Origin of the sequence: Streptomyces sp. OZ13 (assembly GCF_052068155.1) — a bacterium.
Lineage (GTDB): Bacteria > Actinomycetota > Actinomycetes > Streptomycetales > Streptomycetaceae > Streptomyces.
The window spans coordinates 83,565-98,737 of the sequence record NZ_JBQHCZ010000009.1; the positions used below are offsets into that span (position 1 = coordinate 83,565).

General features: G+C 70.9%; 14 protein-coding genes. 7 read left to right on the forward strand and 7 right to left on the reverse strand.

What is annotated here, in order from left to right; translation table 11 throughout:
- The first annotated feature begins 38 nt into the window (after positions 1–38).
- On the forward strand, positions 39–554 hold the full coding sequence (locus ACTMTU_RS20895) for a large conductance mechanosensitive channel protein MscL (RefSeq protein ID WP_441265206.1): 516 nt from the start codon (positions 39–41) through the stop codon (positions 552–554).
- Positions 555–592: 38 nt separating this feature from the next.
- Here the strand turns inward: ACTMTU_RS20895 and ACTMTU_RS20900 are convergent, their stop codons facing one another.
- Complete coding sequence (locus ACTMTU_RS20900; RefSeq protein WP_441265018.1) at positions 593–799, reverse strand: hypothetical protein; 207 nt, start codon at positions 797–799, stop codon at positions 593–595.
- 399 nt (positions 800–1,198) lie between these two features.
- On the opposite strand from ACTMTU_RS20900, the gene ACTMTU_RS20905 reads away from it, so the two are divergent.
- Both ACTMTU_RS20905 and ACTMTU_RS20910 read left to right on the forward strand, forming a co-directional pair.
- Positions 1,199–2,251, forward strand: a complete 1,053-nt coding sequence (locus ACTMTU_RS20905; protein ID WP_441265207.1) for a P1 family peptidase — start codon at positions 1,199–1,201, stop codon at positions 2,249–2,251.
- Between the two features lie 144 nt (positions 2,252–2,395).
- Positions 2,396–3,166 carry a DUF6227 family protein gene (locus tag ACTMTU_RS20910; protein WP_441265019.1) on the forward strand — a complete coding sequence of 257 codons (771 nt, stop codon included), beginning with the start codon at positions 2,396–2,398 and terminating at the stop codon, positions 3,164–3,166.
- Between the two features lie 113 nt (positions 3,167–3,279).
- On the opposite strand, the gene ACTMTU_RS20915 is transcribed toward ACTMTU_RS20910, so the two are convergent.
- Entirely contained in the window at positions 3,280–4,905 is a 1,626-nt protein-coding gene (locus ACTMTU_RS20915; RefSeq protein WP_441265020.1) for an MFS transporter, read from the reverse strand.
- 63 nt (positions 4,906–4,968) lie between these two features.
- Between ACTMTU_RS20915 and ACTMTU_RS20920 the strand changes: the two genes are divergently transcribed.
- Positions 4,969–5,928 (forward strand): helix-turn-helix transcriptional regulator, encoded by a 960-nt coding sequence (locus ACTMTU_RS20920; protein ID WP_441265021.1) that lies wholly within the window; start codon positions 4,969–4,971, stop codon positions 5,926–5,928.
- A gap of 93 nt (positions 5,929–6,021) precedes the next feature.
- Here ACTMTU_RS20920 and ACTMTU_RS20925 read toward each other — a convergent pair whose 3' ends face one another.
- The gene (locus ACTMTU_RS20925; protein ID WP_441265022.1) at positions 6,022–7,023 is read right to left on the reverse strand and encodes a sigma-70 family RNA polymerase sigma factor; all 1,002 of its coding nucleotides are present in this window, start codon (positions 7,021–7,023) and stop codon (positions 6,022–6,024) included.
- A 148-nt stretch (positions 7,024–7,171) separates the two neighbouring features.
- Between ACTMTU_RS20925 and ACTMTU_RS20930 the strand changes: the two genes are divergently transcribed.
- Positions 7,172–7,777, forward strand: a complete 606-nt coding sequence (locus ACTMTU_RS20930) for an N-acetyltransferase family protein (protein WP_441265023.1) — start codon at positions 7,172–7,174, stop codon at positions 7,775–7,777.
- Between the two features lie 76 nt (positions 7,778–7,853).
- On the opposite strand, the gene ACTMTU_RS20935 is transcribed toward ACTMTU_RS20930, so the two are convergent.
- The gene (locus ACTMTU_RS20935) at positions 7,854–8,651 is read right to left on the reverse strand and encodes a dioxygenase family protein (protein WP_441265024.1); all 798 of its coding nucleotides are present in this window, start codon (positions 8,649–8,651) and stop codon (positions 7,854–7,856) included.
- 128 nt (positions 8,652–8,779) lie between these two features.
- On the opposite strand from ACTMTU_RS20935, the gene ACTMTU_RS20940 reads away from it, so the two are divergent.
- Positions 8,780–9,295 (forward strand): MarR family winged helix-turn-helix transcriptional regulator, encoded by a 516-nt coding sequence (locus ACTMTU_RS20940; protein WP_441265025.1) that lies wholly within the window; start codon positions 8,780–8,782, stop codon positions 9,293–9,295.
- A gap of 200 nt (positions 9,296–9,495) precedes the next feature.
- Here ACTMTU_RS20940 and ACTMTU_RS20945 read toward each other — a convergent pair whose 3' ends face one another.
- Both ACTMTU_RS20945 and ACTMTU_RS20950 read right to left on the reverse strand, forming a co-directional pair.
- The gene (locus ACTMTU_RS20945) at positions 9,496–11,049 is read right to left on the reverse strand and encodes an MFS transporter (RefSeq protein ID WP_441265026.1); all 1,554 of its coding nucleotides are present in this window, start codon (positions 11,047–11,049) and stop codon (positions 9,496–9,498) included.
- Positions 11,050–11,161: 112 nt separating this feature from the next.
- Positions 11,162–11,803, reverse strand: a complete 642-nt coding sequence (locus ACTMTU_RS20950; protein WP_441265027.1) for a TetR/AcrR family transcriptional regulator — start codon at positions 11,801–11,803, stop codon at positions 11,162–11,164.
- Between the two features lie 368 nt (positions 11,804–12,171).
- On the opposite strand from ACTMTU_RS20950, the gene ACTMTU_RS20955 reads away from it, so the two are divergent.
- Positions 12,172–13,461: a M6 family metalloprotease domain-containing protein gene (locus ACTMTU_RS20955; RefSeq protein ID WP_441265028.1), complete on the forward strand. Its 1,290-nt coding sequence runs from the start codon at positions 12,172–12,174 to the stop codon at positions 13,459–13,461.
- Here the strand turns inward: ACTMTU_RS20955 and ACTMTU_RS20960 are convergent.
- Complete coding sequence (locus ACTMTU_RS20960) at positions 13,436–15,172, reverse strand: class I adenylate-forming enzyme family protein (protein ID WP_441265029.1); 1,737 nt, start codon at positions 15,170–15,172, stop codon at positions 13,436–13,438. The genes ACTMTU_RS20955 and ACTMTU_RS20960 overlap by 26 nt on opposite strands.
- Position 15,173 lies beyond the last annotated feature (1 nt).

Sequence of the window (15,173 nt, forward strand, 5' to 3'; positions counted from 1 at the left end):
CCCCCTTCTTTACTACATGTATGAAGAGAGGCTCATTCGTGAGCGACAAGAAGCCGAGCGTCCTCGAGGGCTTCAAAGCCTTCCTGCTCCGTGGCAACGTGATCGACCTCGCGGTCGCCGTCGTCATCGGTGCCGCTTTCACCAACATCGTGAACGCCGTGGTGAAGGGCGTGATCAACCCGCTGGTCGGGGCGTTCGGAACGAAGGACCTGGATGCCTACAGCTCCTGCCTGAAGGCCCCGTGCGAGGTCGGCCCCGACGGCGAGATGCAGGGCATCCAGATCATGTGGGGATCGGTGCTCGGCGCGACGCTCCAGTTCCTGATCACCGCCGCCGTCGTCTACTTCCTCATGGTGCTGCCCATGTCGAAGTACCTCGCCCGCCGTGCGGCGGCGCAGAAGGCGAGGGAAGGCGTGCAGGAGACGCTCGAAGTGACCGAGCTGGAAGTGCTGAAGGAGATCCGCGACGCCCTGGTGGCGCAGCGCCGTACCGGCTCGACGGCCGGCGACGACTCCGGTCCGGCCGGCACACCGGAGCCCGGCGTCGGTCGCTGACGCGGCCGGCGGCCCCTGGGGGCTCGGGCTGGTGCGGCTCAGATGTGGTGGGGCGGCTTCTCGTCGAGGAAGCGCGCGAGGTCGGCGGCGCTGTCACCGCTCGCCGGAGGCCGCTCACCCCACCCACGGTCCGTATCGTCCGCCGATTGCTGGTCCAGCGGATCGTCGAAGATCAGCCTCGGCTCGGGTCGTTGCTGTCCGGGCTGCTTCGCATCACGCGGTCCGGGGGTGGGGGCGGTCCTCATACCTCCAGGGTACGGCCGCGGCACCCCCCGCCGTCACCTGTCTTCCCTCCCTCTGACGGCCTCCCTTGTTCGGGCCGGGCAGGCACCCGACCCCGGAGCGCTCCCCGGATCCGGGCCGGGCCACGACCCCTGGTCCGACCGGGGCCCGGGTCCGGTGTCCCGCAGGTCGGCGCCGGCGAGCGTGGCCTGCCGCTGGCTCGCGGACGGCGCCGCCGAGCGTGTGCCACCGCCGCGGACGGCACTCATCGACGCCGGAATCGCGAAGACCGGGCAGGGAATCGTGCTGGGACCGGGCACCGGATTCGAGAGCGGCTGGAGCACCGGTCGAGACCGGGCCGCGTGACTGCGCGACCGCCGCCGCGCACGGTCCGCCCAACTAACCTGGCAGACATGGTCGTTATGAAGAGGACTGACGGGCCGACCGACGGCCTCACGGATGTGGCGGGTCTGCGGGTCGGTCACGCACAGGTCGCCGGGGACGGTGCGCTCAGCGGCACCACCGTCGTCCTCGCACCCGAAGGCGGAGTGGTCGCGGCCGTGGACGTCAGAGGCGGTGGGCCCGGTACCCGGGAGACCGACGCACTCGATCCGCGCAATGTCGTCCAGCGCATCGAGGCGGTCGTCCTGACCGGAGGAAGCGCGTTCGGGCTCGAGTCGGCCGCCGGGGTGATGGCGTGGCTCGAGGAACAGGGCCGGGGCGTACGGGTCGGCCCGGACCCCTCGCAGGTCGTGCCCGTCGTGCCGGCGGCGTGCGTCTTCGACCTGGGGCGCGGCGGCGACTGGTCCGCGCGGCCCGACGCCTCCACAGGCCGGGCGGCAGTGGAGGCGGCTGCCGCCACCGACGAGGGCGCGCCGGTCGTGGCAGGAGCGGTCGGTGCCGGGACCGGCGCGGTGATCGGCCACTTCAAGGGCGGTGTCGGCACTGCAAGCACGGTCCTCGACTCGGGCATCACCGTGGCAGCCCTGGTCGTGGCGAACGCGGTGGGCTCGGCCGTCGATCCCGGGACCGGCGCGCTGTACGGCGAGTTGATCACCGAGGGCGCGGACCGTGCGGCGCTGCCCTCCCCCGCGGTGCACACCGCTGCGCAGCTGCGCCTGACCGAGGCACGCGAGAAGAACGGGCCTCCTCCGCTGAACACCACCCTCGCCGTCGTGGCCACCGACGCCGATCTCACCCGTGCGCAGGCGCACAAGCTCGCGGGGACGGCGCACGACGGCATCGCGCGCGCTGTCCGCCCCGTGCACCTCCTCAACGACGGCGACACGGTGTTCGCGCTGGCCACAGGCTCGGTGGCGCTCGCCGAAGGAAATCCGCTCGCGCTGAACGACGTTCTCGCGGCGGGCGCCGACATGGTGACGCGGGCGATCGTGCACGCCGTGAGATCCGCCGCGAGCGTCGACGGACCGGGCGGCAGCTTCCCTTCGTACGGGGAGTTGTACGGCATCGACTGACGTATCGGACAGCCGAGTTGGGGGCGCGCGGGAACTTCTGCCACGCGCCCCTTCGTTTTACCCAACCCTGAAGCGCATTGTCGGACCGAAGCGCTACTTTTAGCAATCACCAAGTGACTTGTGGCGACGGCCTGGAGACCCCTCTTGAACGATCCGAACGATCCGTACGAGACAACCGAGACGCACCTCGAGCGACTCCTGGGTCGGGCGCTCAACTCCTTCGACCTGCCCGACGCTACGGTCGAGCGGCTCGGCTGCGCGCTGGCGCACGCCAGTTCACTGCACTCCTCGCACCACAGTGCGTCGCTGCACCGGGCCACCTACCGCCATGCCTATCTGCTGGCTGACGGCAGTTCGCTCGTGCTGTGGGAGCTCGTGCACAACACCGGACGCGACGGCACGGAGCAGCACGAGCTCTACGCGGAGGAGTCCGAGGCCCGGCTGGCGGCGTCCCGACTGCCCGCCGGCTTCCCCGGGTTCGCCGGTGCGGGGAGCGCACTCGAGCAGGAGCTCGGTATCGACCTGGACGCCGATCTGGAGCTGCTCGCCGCTCTGATGGCGCCGCCTCCTGCCCCGCTGCCCCCGATGTACGTCCCGGACGACTCTGCCGACCACGCCCGCCGGGTGCTGCGTCGCGCGGAGAACGCCGACCGCCCGGGCGACGAGACGGCTCGTCTGCTGCGCAGCGCCTTCGCCCACCACATCACCCAGGTCTTCGGGCGTCAGTTCCGGGTGGCCGGCAAGGACGCGGGCTTCACGCTCTACGAGCACGCCTTCCTGCTGCTCGACGGTACGGAGCGGAGCCTGTGGGAGGTCGAGCACACGGCGACGCCGGACGGACGCCACATGTGTGAGGTCTACGAGGCGGAGCAGGACGCCCGTGCGGCCATGGAGCTCCGGGCGCGCGTCCGCTAGCCCGTCCCCGGCCCGGCAGACGCGCGTCCCGGTGGCCCGGGCGGTGCCGTGCTGCCTGCGAACGCCGGGTGCCCGCGCCGCGGTGATCGCGGCGCGGGCACCCGGCGGACCGGTCAGCGTGAGAGGACCGGTTCCGCCTCCGGCTTCGCGAGCGGTCCCGTCGTGCCTTCAGCCGGAGCTCCGGTGCCGTCGTCCGTCACGACGCCCTCCGACACGGAGTCCTCCGACACGGCATCGTCCGTCACGCCGCCCTCCATGTGCTGCTTCGGCCGGGCCGGCAGGGCGAACATCACCAGGAAGATGACGCCGAGCACTGCCGCGACCCACCACAGCGAGTTCTCGAAGGCCTGGGCGAAGGCGCTGCCGACGGTGTCGGGCGCGAGCTTCTCCTCGTCGACCGATCCGAAGAAGACCAGTGAGACGAGGCCGAGGCCGAGCGCGGTGCCCATCTGCCCGGTCGTGTTGATCAGTCCGGACGCCGATCCGGCGTGCTCGCGCGGGACTTCGGAGAGGACCGCGTCGGTCAGCGGCGCGACGATCAGGCCCATGCCCACACCCATGACGACCAGCGGCAGGATCATCTGCCAGGGCTGGACGGCCATGCCGTAACGGTCGGCCTCCCAGATGTAGAGGAGCAACCCGATGGCCATGGTGGCCGCGCCTGCCTGAAGCACCTTGCGGCCGAAGCGGGGCACCAGCAATTGCACGGACATACCGGCCGCCGCGGAGACGGCGATGGAGAACGGGACTCCGGTCAGGCCGGCCTTCAGCGGGCTCCAGTCGAGCCCGGTCTGCATGTACAGCGTCCAGACGAGGAAGAAGATGCCCATCACGATGCCGAACGTGAGCTGTACGGCGATACCGGCGGCGAAGCTCTTCACCTTGAACAGCGACAGCTCGACCAGCGGCGAGCCGTCCTTGCGCGTCTTGTACTTCTCGTACGCGATGAAGGCGGCGAAGACGAGCAGGCTGCCGGCCATGCAGAGGTGGCCCCAGAGCGGCCAGTCGAGCTCGCGGCCCCGCGTGAGCGGGTAGACCAGCATCAGCAGGCCGAGCGTGACCAGCACGACGCCGACGAGGTCGAGCTTGAGGGCCTTCGGCGCACGGGACTCGAGAATGTACTTCCGCCCGAGGATCAGCCCCGCGATACCGACCGGCAGGTTGATCAAGAAGATCGGCCGCCATTCGAGGCCGAACAGGTTCCACTGCGTGAGCAGTGCGCCCAGCAGCGGGCCGGACACCGCGCCCAGTCCGACGATGGCGCCGAACAGGCCGAAGACCTTGCCGCGTTCGTGCGCCGGGAAGGTGACGTGCACGATCGCGAGCACCTGCGGCACCATCATCGCGGCGGCCGAGCCCTGCAGCAGCCGCGAGGCGACGAGCATCTCCTCATTGACGGCGAACCCGCAGAGGGCGGAGGCGAGCGTGAAGCCGGTGATACCGATGAGGAACAGCCGCTTGCGGCCGTATATGTCACCGAGCCGGCCGCCCGTGATCAGGCCGGCGGCGAAGGCCAGCGCGTATCCGGCGGTGATCCACTGGATCGCTCCGAAGGACGCGCCGAGATCCCGCTCGATGCTGGGGATCGCGATGTTGACGATGGTGACGTCGACCAGGTCCATGAAGGCGGCGGTCATGACGATCGCCAGCGCGATCCATCGGCGGCGGTCATGGCCGGCGTCCGGCGCCACCTCGGTTACGGCTGCCGTTTCGGCTACGGCGGGCTGCTGTGAACTCATGACGAGGAATCTAGGACCCATATAGGCCAGAACATGTCCTAGATGGCGGGCATCCTGAGAAACATGACGGACACTCCGGCACGACTTCTGAATCTGCTCTCGCTCCTCCAGACGCCGCGTGAATGGCCCGGCAGCGAGCTGGCCGAGCGTCTCGACGTCAGCCCGCGCACCATCCGGCGTGACATCGACCGGCTGCGCGACCTCGGATATCCGGTCGAGGCCACCAAGGGCGCGGTCGGCGGATACCGGCTGGTCGCGGGCGCCGCGATGCCGCCGTTGCTGCTGGACGACGAGGAGGCCGTGGCGATCGCCGTCGGGCTGCGGGCCGGGGCGGGCCACGCGATCGAAGGCATCGAGGAGGCTTCCGTACGGGCGCTCGCCAAACTCGAGCAGGTGCTGCCGTCCCGGCTGCGCCACCGGGTCACCACCCTCCAAGCGGCGACCCTGCCCCTCACCAGGGGCGACGGCGCCACGATCGATCCGCAGACCCTGACGGTCATCGCGAGCACGGTGACGGCGCGCGAGCGCCTCCGGTTCTGCTACCGGGCGGGGGACGGCGCGGAGACGCGGCGGCAGGTGGAGCCGTACCGCCTCGTCTCGACGGGCCGGCGGTGGTACCTGGTGGCGTACGACATGGGTCGCGAGGACTGGCGCACGTTCCGCGTCGACCGGGTGACGGAGCCGTTCGCGACAGGGGCCCGGTTCACGCCGCGCGAGATGCCCGGCGGGGACGCGGCGGAGCTGCTGAGCCACTCGATGTCGCGGCACCAGCAGGAGCACGAGGTCGATGTCAGCTTCGAGGCCCCGGCCTCGTTCGTGGCGGCCCGGCTGCCGGAGCACCTTGGCGCACCTTCACCGACGGGCGAGAGCGCATGCCGGCTCCGGGCGAGGTCGGCGGACTCGGTCGAGTGGCTGGCGCTGCGTCTGGCGCTGGTGGACTGCGAGTTCACCGTCCACGGCCCGCCGCCGCTGCGCGAGTACATGACGGACCTGGCGACACGGCTCGCCAGGGCCACAGGCTGACGGGACCACCGCCGACGGCCGGCGCGCCCGCTTCCGCGCACCGGTCATGGACGGGCCGGCCCGGGGGCGGACCGCCTTTCGGCCCCCGGGCTCCTAGGCGGCCGGCTCGAAGCCCGTGTCGCGGGCCATCCGCTTGAGCTCGAGCAGCGCGTGCTTCTCGATCTGGCGGATCCGCTCCCGCGTCAGGCCGTGTTCCTTGCCGACCTCGGTCAGGGTCCGCTCCCTGCCGTCCTCGATCCCGTACCGCATGCGGATGATGGACGCGGTGCGGTTGTCCAGCTTGCCGATCAGGTCCTCCAGCTCCTCGCTGCGCAGCAGCGTGAGCACGGACTGCTCCGGCGACACGGCGGAGGTGTCCTCCAGCAGGTCACCGAACTGGGTCTCGCCGGCGTCGTCCACCGACATGTTCAGGCTGACCGGGTCACGGGCCCAGTCGAGGACGTCGATGACCCGCTCGGGCGTCGAGCCGAGCTCCTCGGCGATCTCCGAGGGCTCGGGTTCCCGGCCGTTCTCCCGGTTGAACTCGCGCTGGACGCGACGGATGCGGCCCAGTTCCTCGACCAGGTGGACGGGGAGCCGGATGGTGCGGGACTGGTCGGCTATGGACCTGGTGATCGCCTGGCGGATCCACCAGGTCGCGTACGTGGAGAACTTGAACCCCTTGGCGTAGTCGAACTTCTCGACAGCGCGGACCAGGCCTGCGTTCCCTTCCTGGATCAGGTCGAGCAACGGCAGCCCGCTGCGCGGATAACGCCGGGCGACGGCCACGACGAGACGCAGATTCGAGCGGATGAAGATGTCCTTGGCACGCTCGCCGGCCTCGGCCAGCGCCTCCAGCTCCTCCCGCGTGGCTCCGCCGGCTTCGCTGTCTACTTCCTTGTCGAGGATCTGACGGGCGTAGACACCCGCCTCGATGGTCTGGGACAGCTCGACTTCCTTGGCGGCGTCGAGCAGCGGCGTACGCGCAATCTCGTCGAGGTACATGCCGACCAGGTCGCGATCGGCGATCTCCCCGCCCACGGCGCGAACACTGCTTGCCCTGTCGGTCGCCCCACCAGAGTCGGACTGACGGCGGGCGACGGCACGGGTTGCCATGCGAGCTCCCTTGCTGAGTAGGTCGCGACACCCTCCCGGGTGCCCTGCATCCGAAGGAAACAACGACTGGAATCCGGACAGAATTCCCATCAGGTGCGTCGATTTCCGCGATCATGCAGTACCCTGTCCGGCCGACCCAGGAGGACGGATGCTGCCGGAACAGGCGGAGGTGCAGGTCAGGCCGGGCGTGGAAGCCGACCTCGAAGCCCTCACAGACATCTACAACCATTACGTCCGTGAGACCCCGATCACGTTCGACACCTCGGTTTTCACCCCTGAGCAGCGCCGCTCATGGCTGCACTCCCACCCTGAAGACGGCCCGCACCGCCTTCTGGTTGCTCAGGATGTCCGGTTTGCCGGACCGAATCCTTCGGACCGCCCGACACGACCGGACCACCCGGCACGACCGGACCACCCGACACGACCGGACCGACCGGCGCACGGGATCCTGGGCTACGCCACCAGCAGCCCCTTCCGCCCCAAGGCCGCCTACTCCACGTCCGTCGAGGTCAGCGTCTACTGCGCGCCGCAGGCCGCCGGACGCGGCATCGGCACCCTGCTCTACAAGGCGCTCTTCGAGGCCCTGGCGGATGAGGACGTACACCGGGCCTACGCCGGCGTCGCGCTGCCGAACGACGCGTCCGTCCGGCTGCACACCCGTTTCGGGTTCCGCCACATCGGCACGCACGGGGAGGTCGGGCGGAAGTTCGGCCGGTACTGGGACGTGGCCTGGTTCGAGAAGCACCTGGACTGAGCCCGCCCGCCGCCGGACGCCTGGCCGGCGGTGGCCGTGGGAGGACACAGCGGAGCGGGTCGGCGCGGTGCAGGCGTCAGCCGAACTGCACGGACCGCTTCGCCAGTCCCATCCAGAAGCCGTCGATCACGCTCCGGCCGTTGCCGATCTCCGCCTCCGACGCCCCGATGGTGACGAACAGTGGCGCGAAGTGCTCGGTCCGCGGGTGGGCCAGTCGCCCGGCGGGGGCCTTGTTCTCGAAGTCGAGCAGGGCGTCGACGTCGGCGTCCGCCAGCGCCCGCTGCCCCCAGTCGTCGAACTCGGTGGACCAGCCGGGCGTTCCGTCGTGCCGCAGCGCCGCCAGGTTGTGCGTGAAGAAGCCGCTGCCGACGATCAGCACGCCCTCGTCCCGCAGCGGGGCGAGCCTGCGCCCGATCTCGAGCAGCTTCTGCGGGTCGAGCGTAGGCATGGAGATCTGCAGCACCGGGATGTCCGCGTCCGGATACATCTCCACCAGCGGGACGTACGCGCCGTGGTCGAGTCCCCGGTCGGGGATGTCCTGCACCGGCGTACCGGCGCGGCGGAGCAGTTTGCGTACGGAGTCGGCGAGTCCGGGAGCTCCGGGAGCGTCGTAGCGGACGCGGTAGTAGTGCTCGGGGAAGCCCCAGAAGTCGTAGACCAGCGGCATGGTCCGGGTCGCGCCGAGGGCGAGGGGCGCCTCCTCCCAGTGCGCGGAGACCATCAGGATCGCCTTGGGCCTGGGCAGCGCGTCGGACCAGGCGGCGAGCTGGCCGGGCCAGAGCGGGTCGTCGGCCAGGGGCGGGGCGCCGTGGGAGAGGTAGAGCGCGGGCAGGCGCGGCGCTTCGGGGGTGGTGGGTGCGGGGGTGACGTTCATGGCTGGCGGCTCCCGGTCTGCTGAACCCGGTCGGCTGACCCGGCGTACTGGAAGCTTGAACTTTCAAGCTGATTCGATCCTAGGCCCAGTTAGTTCAACTTTCAAGAACAGGGTCGTAGAGTGGATACATGAACAGGGCACTCAATGGTGAGGGCGGTCAGGAACCACGCTGGCTGAGCGACGAGGAGCAGCGGGTGTGGCGCTCCTACCTCCACGCCACCACCCTCCTCGAGGACCACCTCGACCGCCAGTTGCAGCGCGACGCGGGCATGCCGCACATCTACTACGGCCTGCTCGTCCAGCTCTCCCAGGCGCCTCACCGCCGCAAGCGGATGACCGAACTGGCCATAGACGCCAAGATCACCCGGTCCCGGCTCTCGCACGCGATAGCCCGGCTGGAGAAGAACGGCTGGGTCCGGCGGGAGGACTGCCCCTCCGACAAGCGCGGGCAGAACGCCGTACTGACGGAGGAAGGCTTCGGGGTCCTCCGGCGGACCGCGCCGGGCCATGTCGAAGCCGTGCGCCAGGCGATGTTCGACCGGCTCACACCGGAACAGGTCGCACAGCTCGGCGAGATCATGCAGGCCATGGCGGAAGGGCTGCAGCCCCAGGACACCGGAGCGGACCTGCCCTGGCTCAGGTGACCCACGCAGGCGCCGCCCGACCCAGGTGACCGGCCGGCGCAGGGCGCCCTCCCGGCGCCCGGCTCGGAGCTGCCCGGCGCAGGGCCCGCCCGGCTCGGGTGATCCCCACAGCGAAGGGCCCCGCCCGGGTGCGACGCACCTGGACGGGGCCCTTCTTCACGTGCGTACCGCCTGGTCCTCCCGCGGCCCGGGTCCGTGACTCAGTGCGCGATGACGGGAACCTTGATCTCGTCGTCCGCGCCGGCGCCCTCACCGGAGCCCGCCGCGACCGGACCGGCCCCGGGGCGCCCGCTGTTGATGAGCGTGAAAGCGATCGCCGCGGCAGCCGCCAGGATGCCGACCGCCCACCAGATCGCCGACGAGAAGCCGTGCACCATGCCCTGGAGCTCCAGCAGCTTCGGGTTGCTCGCGCCGGCGGCGTGCGAGGCGATGTACGAGGTCGTGGCGGAGGCCGCGATGGTGTTCAGCAGAGCCGTACCGATCGCGCCGCCCACCTGCTGGGAGGTGTTGACCATCGCGGAGGCGACGCCGGCGTCCGCCGGGTTCACACCGTGCGTGGACAGGGACATCGCCGGCATGAACGCCGTACCCATGCCGAGGCCGAGCAGCAGCTGGGCCGGCAGGATCAGGCCCGCGTAGGAGCTGTCGATCTCCAGCTGGGTCAGCAGCAGCATGCCGGTCGCCGCCACGACGAAGCCGGGGCCCATCAGCAGGCGCGGCGCCACCCGGGTCATCAGCCGGGCGCCGATCTGGGTCGAGCCGGTGATCATGCCCGCGATCATCGGCAGGAAGGCGAAGCCCGTCATGACGGGCGAGTAGCCCTTCACGACCTGGAGGTAGAACGTCAGGAAGAGGAAGAGCCCGAACATCGCGATGATGGCGAGGCCCAGCGACAGGTAGACACCGCCACGGTTGCGTTCGGTCAGGACCCGCAGGGGCAGCAGCGGCGACTTGACCTTCGCCTCGGTGGCGACGAACGCGGCGAGCAGCACGACGGAGGCGACGAACATGCCCACCGTCAGGCCGTCGGACCAGCCGGCGGACTCGGCGCGGGTGAAGCCGTACACGAGCGCGACCAGGCCGAGCGTGGAGAGCACGACACCGGGGATGTCCAGCGGGGAGCGGTTGCGCGCACCCGCCGGCTCACGGATCACCAGGTACGCGCCGACGGCGGCGACGATCGCGAAGGGGATGTTGACGTAGAACGTCCAGCGCCAGTTGAGGTACTCGGTGAGGAAGCCGCCGAGGATCAGGCCGACGGCGCCACCGCCACCGGCGATCGCACCGTAGATGCCGAAGGCCTTGGCGCGCTCCTTGGCGTCGGTGAACATCACGGCGAGCAGCGAGAGCGCGGCGGGTGCGAGCAGCGCGCCGAACACGCCCTGCAGGGCGCGGGCGCCGAGCATCATCGCCTCGCCGGTCGCCGCGCCGCCGAGCGCGGAGGCGGCGGCGAAGCCGAGCAGTCCGACGATGAAGGTGCGCCTGCGTCCCCACAGGTCGGCGATGCGGCCGCCGAAGAGCAGCAGCCCGCCGAAGGCGAGGGCGTAGGCGGTGATGACCCACTGCCGGTTGGCGTCGGAGATCCCGAGGTCCTGCTGGGCGGTGGGGAGCGCGATGTTCACGATCGTCGCGTCGAGCACCACCATCAGCTGGGCGAGGGCAATGAAGACCAGTGCCTTCCAGCGGCTCGGGTCGGAGAGTCCCGGGCCGGACAGTCTCGGCTCGGAGGATGATATGTCGGCTGTTTTCGGCATGGGTCTGGCCACCTAATGGGTAACGGGAGGTGACGCGCCGCCGGGTGACGGAAGGTCACCCGGTGCGCGAAAAAGGGCTCAGGAGTGCGGGAGGGCAGAAGGAGTCACGGCGTCACGTGGTGCGCAGGTCCTCCAGGGTCGCGGCCGTCCCGGGCAGTTCGGAGCGCGCGGGCGCCTCGAGTCCGTCCAGGAACAGCTGAAGATGACGGTGGACGAAACGGTCCATGTTCGGGCACGCGGTGCCCGGAAGTGGCCGGGTGAGCTGGGAGAGCGCCACCATCAGGTCGCCCACGGCGACGTCGGTGCGCATCCGGCCGGCCGCCTGAGCCGCCTCGACGAGGCCGCGCACGGCCGTGTCGAGTCGTTCACGGCCGGCGTGCAGGTCGGGGTGGTGGGTGTCGAAGGCGCCGGAGAGCATGGGGCACAGGGCCCCGATCCGCTCGTCGGCCGCCAGGTGGACGAAGCGGCGCAGTGCGGCGAAGGGATCGGCCTCCTCGGCCGCCGCGGCGTCCGCCTGCTCCGTGGTGCGGGACAGGACATAGAGGACGACCTCGCGGATCAGGACCGCGCGGTCGGGGAAGTGACGGTAGAGCGTGGCGTTGCCGATGCCCGCACGGCGGGCGATCTCGTCGAGCGGGACATCCGGCCCGAATTCGACGAACATCTCGCGCGCGGCCGACACGATCCGCTCACGATTGCGCAGGGCGTCCGCCCGGGGGCGCGGCGGGCGGCGCGTTTCGGCGGCGGTGCTCACGACTCCACTTCCTTCCGTGTTCTCCATCTGCGGTTAACGGGGCCGGCGGGGTTGCCGGGTGCCGTTGCCGGGTCGGGGCCTCTCGGCCTCTTCCGGCGGTCCGGGACGTCAGCGCTGAGGCCCCGTGGCGTTCCGTGGCCCCCAACCGGGGACCGTGTCCCCGTTTCAGCGGGGACACGGGTGCAAACGGGGAAACGATCCCCGGTTATTTCCCCTGACTGCTGTGACCTGAGCCACATATGCCTTCCGTCGGGAAAACCCCACGATCGGACCACCCGACGCGCGCCCCGCCACCGCCCGACACAGGCTGTTCGAAGTGAGCGCAGCCAGGGCCCGGCCTGCTGCCGCGGCCCCCCGGAGGCGATCACGTGGAGCAGACCCGCCACCGGATACGCAGACGTGGCAGGCTCGCCGGACTCGCCGCCTTCGCGGCCCTGACGCTGGCGGCTCTGACCACGGCGAGTTCGACCGTCCCGGCCCCCGACCGGCTCTATGCCGGACCGAGCGCGGCGCCCGACGCCGTGGGCCTCGGACCCTGCCGTATCCCGTCGGGCATCGGCGTCCAGATGTCGGAGGGCCTGCCCACGCCCGCCGGTTACACCCGCTCCACCGGCGTGGTCCGCGCCCTCAACCTGATGATCGACTTCCCGGACGCGGAGGGCAGCGGTTCCGCCCTCGACCGGCTCGCGGAGTTCTTCCCGCAGACCTCGCAGTGGTTCGCCACCAGCTCGTACGGCCGGCTCAGCTACCGGCCGCACGCCCCCGTGACCGACTGGCTGCGGATGCCGATGCCGTTCGCTGCCTACGGGATAGAGCGCGGCTCACCGTACGAACCGGGGTACCGGCAGCTCGTCGAGGACCTGGTCACCGTCGCCGACCCGAAAGTGGACTTCGCCCAGTACGACCTCGTCAACGTCCTGGTGACCCCCAACGCCGGCCCGTCCGCGCTGGACACCGTGCTCTCCGTGACCTTCTCCGGCAACGACGCGGCACCGGTCGCCGACGGCGTGCCGCTCGCCAACACGTCCTTCGTCTACAGCCGTCAGGACGACGGTTCCGGGTCGTACTCGGAGACCGGCTACCGCGTCCTGCCGCACGAGAACGGCCATGTCTTCGGGCTGCCCGATCTCTACACGGCGAGCGGCGGCGGTGCGGTCGGGCACTGGGACATCATGTCCGAGGACTGGGGCGCCAACAACGACCTGCTCGGCTGGCACAAGTGGAAGCTCGGCTGGCTGGACAACAGCCAGATCGGCTGCGCCGCCTCCCCCGGCACGACCGAGCACACCCTCACCCCGCTCGCCACGCGCGGCGGCTCCAAGGTGGTGGTCGTGCCGCTGGACGAGAGCACCGGCTACGCGGCCGAGGTGCGCACCAGGGCCGGGAACGACGACCACGTGTGCGAGCCGGGCGTGCTCATCTACCGCGTCAAGTCCGACGTCGACACCGGGCAGGGTCCCGTGACCGTCTCCGACAGCGACCGCGACAGCGGCGGCTGCACCCGGGGCGCCAACATCCACGCGGAACTCTCCGACGCCCCCTACCGGCCGGGCCAGACCTTCACCGACCGCGAGAACGGGATACGCATATCGGTGGTCGACGAGGACGAGAACGGTGCCTACCGGGTCCGGATCACCCGCTCCGAAGCGACTCCCTGAGGACCCTCTTGAGGATCTTGCCCGTCGGGTTGCGCGGGATCGGCCCGTCCCGCAGCAGGACGCGGGCGGGCACCTTGAAGGCGGCCAGCCTCCCGCCGACGTGCTCCCTCAGGTCCTCGGCGGTGACCGTGGCACCGGCACGCAACCGGACCACGGCCGCGACCTCCTCCCCCAGCACCGGGTGCGGCACGCCCAGCACAGCGGCGTCGGCGACCTCGGGGTGGTCGTGCAGCACCGCCTCGACCTCGACGCAGTACACGTTCTCGCCGCCCCTGACCACCATGTCCTTGATCCGGTCGACGATGCTGACGCGGCCCTCGCGGACCGTCGCGAGGTCCCCGGTCCGGAACCAGCCGTCCTGGAAGGCGGCCGCGCCGGCCGGCTCGTCACGCCAGTAGCCGCGTACGAGCGACTGCCCGCGCAGCCACAGCTCGCCGACCTCCCCCTCCGGCAGCGGCGCGCCGTCGGCTCCGGCGATCCGCACCTCGGTCGCGGGCGAGGGCCTGCCCACACTGCCCGGGTCGTTGCGGTAACCGTCCCCCGAGTTGGCGAGCACACCGCCGCACGTCTCGGTCAGTCCGTAACCGCTGCGGGGCTCGATCCGGTGCCCGTAGCGGGCGGTCAGCCGGGTGACCAGATCCGGCGGGGCGGCCGCGCCACCCGTACTGAGGTGGCTGAGCGTCGCCAGGTCCGAGCCGGTGCTCTCGGCGGCGTCGAGAAGCTGGAGCGCCGTCGTCGGCACGCCGGAGTAGTGGGTGACGCCGTGCTCCCCGATCAAGGCGAGGGCCTTCTCCGCGTCCCATTTCCGCATCAGGACGAGGGTGCCGCCCACGCCCATCATCGAGTACAGCGTCGTGAACGCGGCCACATGGAAGAACGGGAACGTCATCAGGACCACCGGTGCGGGCCCCTGACCGGGCAGCACACCGCGCGCCAGCGACGCGGCCGCCGCGTGGTAGCGGGGGTGCAGGGCCGCGCCTGCCTGCGCGAGGTGCGTGGCGACGGCGCCCTTGGGGCGGCCGGTGGTTCCGGAGGTGTAGATGATCGTCGCGTCGTCCTCGGCGGCGACGTCGACGGCGGGCGGCGCGGCGAACGGGTCCGGCGCGGGCAGGTCCTCGTACCGCTCGACGCGGTCGGCACGTGCGCCGGCCGGCCCGTCGTCGTGACCGCCCTGAGCTCCGTCGAGGTGTCCCTCGTCGTGCCCGTCCTCGTGGAAGACGACGCAGCGCGCGCCGTTCCGCTTCCGCCACTCCTCGACGCGCGGCAGCCGCTCGCCGTCCACGAGCAGCACACGCGGCGTGCAGTCGTCCAGCGCGTAGGTCAGCTCTTCCTCGGTCCACCAGGCGTTGAGCGGGACGGCGACGAGGCCGGCGAGCTGCGCCGCCCAGAAGGCGATCTGCCACTCGGGGTGGTTGCGCATCGCCACGGCCGCCCGGTCCCCGGGCCGGAGCCCGTAGACGTCCACGAACCGCCGGGCCAGGGCGGAGGCGGCGGCGAAGAACTCGCCGTAGGTGTACGTGCCGCTCTCCGCCACGAGGAACGGCCGGTCCCCGAACGCCCACGTCGCCTCGACGAACTCCAGCAAGGTGCGCGGCCCGTTCGCGTAGATCAGCCCGCCGTCCTCCCCCCGTACGACTTCGAAGGGCGCACCGGGCGCGGTGAGGGCGGCTTCGGGGTACGAGTGCGACACGGGCGGCCTTCCTAAGCGCATG

What these genes read in the sequence shown, in the direction of transcription:
- ACTMTU_RS20900 (WP_441265018.1), bottom strand. Translation starts at nt 799, where the DNA reads ATGAGGACCGCCCCCACCCCCGGACCGCGTGATGCGAAGCAGCCCGGA.
- ACTMTU_RS20905 (WP_441265207.1), top strand. Translation starts at nt 1,199, where the DNA reads ATGAAGAGGACTGACGGGCCGACCGACGGCCTCACGGATGTGGCGGGT.
- ACTMTU_RS20915 (WP_441265020.1), bottom strand. Translation starts at nt 4,905, where the DNA reads ATGAGTTCACAGCAGCCCGCCGTAGCCGAAACGGCAGCCGTAACCGAG.
- ACTMTU_RS20920 (WP_441265021.1), top strand. Translation starts at nt 4,969, where the DNA reads ATGACGGACACTCCGGCACGACTTCTGAATCTGCTCTCGCTCCTCCAG.
- ACTMTU_RS20925 (WP_441265022.1), bottom strand. Translation starts at nt 7,023, where the DNA reads ATGGCAACCCGTGCCGTCGCCCGCCGTCAGTCCGACTCTGGTGGGGCG.
- ACTMTU_RS20930 (WP_441265023.1), top strand. Translation starts at nt 7,172, where the DNA reads ATGCTGCCGGAACAGGCGGAGGTGCAGGTCAGGCCGGGCGTGGAAGCC.
- ACTMTU_RS20935 (WP_441265024.1), bottom strand. Translation starts at nt 8,651, where the DNA reads ATGAACGTCACCCCCGCACCCACCACCCCCGAAGCGCCGCGCCTGCCC.
- ACTMTU_RS20940 (WP_441265025.1), top strand. Translation starts at nt 8,780, where the DNA reads ATGAACAGGGCACTCAATGGTGAGGGCGGTCAGGAACCACGCTGGCTG.
- ACTMTU_RS20945 (WP_441265026.1), bottom strand. Translation starts at nt 11,049, where the DNA reads ATGCCGAAAACAGCCGACATATCATCCTCCGAGCCGAGACTGTCCGGC.
- ACTMTU_RS20960 (WP_441265029.1), bottom strand. Translation starts at nt 15,172, where the DNA reads ATGCGCTTAGGAAGGCCGCCCGTGTCGCACTCGTACCCCGAAGCCGCC.